Genomic DNA, 1636 nt, shown 5'->3' with positions numbered 1-1636 from the left:
AGTATTTGAAGAGTTATATCAAAATGATGTCTTAGTAGCAATTCACTCTGATATTGAAGATATGGGACAAACAGTGAAGTTCAAAGAGGTAAAACCAGAGGTTAAACCTGAACAGCCTAAACCTGAACAACCTAAACCTGAACAACCACTTCCACAAACAGGTGGTCAAGAAGACAACACAATGAAATATGCTGGTCTAGGTTTACTTGCAACAGCTTTAGCTGGAATTGGTTATACTGTAGTAACAAGAAGAAGAAAACAAGAACAAAATTAATTACCCTCTATTAAAATTTTAATAAGAAGCGATACTACTTTTAGTAGTATCGCTTCTTTATTAGAAAAATAAATTAGGAGTATACTAAATGAAAAAATTGATTTTCTTTGTTATTTTATTGTTTGTAGGGATTGGATTTTATTTTTACCCTTCATATGAGAAAAAACAAACAGCCGAAATACAAAAAGAACATATGGCTGAATTCATAAAAGAAGATAAACCATTTGAAGAAAATATTGTTACAAAAGAAATGGATGCTAGTAATCTTAATCGAGTAACTTTTGAAGAAGTGAAGAATGCTAAATTTACAAAAAAGAATGCATTAGCAAAATTAACCATACAAAAATTCAATTTTTCTGTTCCTATTTATGCTAACGCTACCGAAAAACATTTATTAATTGGCGCGGTTACATTAAAAAACAATCAAGTGTTAGGGAAAGGAAATTATACTTTAGCTGGACACAATATGTCTCGTAGTGGAGTGCTTTTTAGTGATGTTCCTAAGTTAAAAGAAGGGGATGTAATCACAATTGAAGATAATTATAAAAAATATAAATATACAGTAATTACAAATAAAATAGTATCACCTAACAATAGTGAAGTATTAGAAGATGATCAGCAAAACAAGTTAACACTGGTTACATGTTTATCTATAAAAGATAATTCTAAACGTGTTATAGTAACAGCTCTTTTAGAAGAAACAAAAGAAAAGGTAGCATAAATAAATTATGCTACCTTTTTTATTTTATAAAATTAGTAATTTCCTAATTCACTTTCAGGAGCTTGAATAATTACTGGATTCTTAGCTGGATCAATCCATTTCAAGATATCAATTACATCTTGTTTAGATGCCCCAGTACAACCAGCAGTCCATGTATTAGATACGTGGAAGAAGATTGCGCTACCTTTACCAGCAACACGATCTGTATTGTAATTAATCACAAACCCATAATCATATGCTGGAATATTCATATTTTCAGCACTGTTCCAACGTCCATTTGAAGGTTTCTGTTGTAATGTGTTATAAAGTTCTGATTTTGAATCGTCTACCCAAACATCATTAGGTTGAATGTCATGCCATTTTAATTTTGTTCCAGGGTTTCCTTGTCGGCCAAATGCCATTCCTATTGTATATTTACCTCGTGGTGATTGTGTTACTTCTTCGCTCATTTGTTTAGCAAATCCATCTTTACCAATTTTACCATTAATATTTTTAAGTTCTTTCCATTTACCATCTGTTTTATCAAATGTACGAATTTGTGCATTGTTTGTACCATAACCTTTTGAAGTTACAAGGATTACTTGTTGGTTATTTTCAATTGTTTTAAAGCTATCAACTACAGTCTTTGCTTCCTGTTGGTT

The 1636-nt window shown here is 30.9% G+C and carries 3 protein-coding genes; 2 read left to right on the top strand and 1 reads right to left on the bottom strand.

What is annotated here, in order from left to right; genetic code table 11:
* Both MR107_RS29840 and MR107_RS29835 read left to right on the top strand, forming a co-directional pair.
* The coding region (locus tag MR107_RS29840; protein ID WP_242293137.1) for an LPXTG cell wall anchor domain-containing protein at positions 1–274 on the top strand (274 nt) is incomplete at its 5' end.
* A gap of 88 nt (positions 275–362) precedes the next feature.
* Positions 363–995 (top strand): class A sortase, encoded by a 633-nt coding sequence (locus tag MR107_RS29835; RefSeq protein ID WP_242293136.1) that lies wholly within the window; start codon positions 363–365, stop codon positions 993–995.
* 32 nt (positions 996–1027) lie between these two features.
* Here the strand turns inward: MR107_RS29835 and MR107_RS29830 are convergent.
* The coding region (locus MR107_RS29830; protein WP_242293135.1) for a L,D-transpeptidase family protein at positions 1028–1636 on the bottom strand (609 nt) is incomplete at its 5' end.

Source organism: Bacillus cereus group sp. BfR-BA-01441 (assembly GCF_022663075.1).
Taxonomy (GTDB): domain Bacteria; phylum Bacillota; class Bacilli; order Bacillales; family Bacillaceae_G; genus Bacillus_A; species Bacillus_A cereus.
Note: the sequence above shows the minus strand (reverse complement) of the source record. Positions and strands in the feature narration are given on the sequence as shown.

Coding starts and splice junctions, on each gene's coding strand:
- MR107_RS29835 (WP_242293136.1), top strand. CDS start 363: ATGAAAAAATTGATTTTCTTTGTTATTTTATTGTTTGTAGGGATTGGA.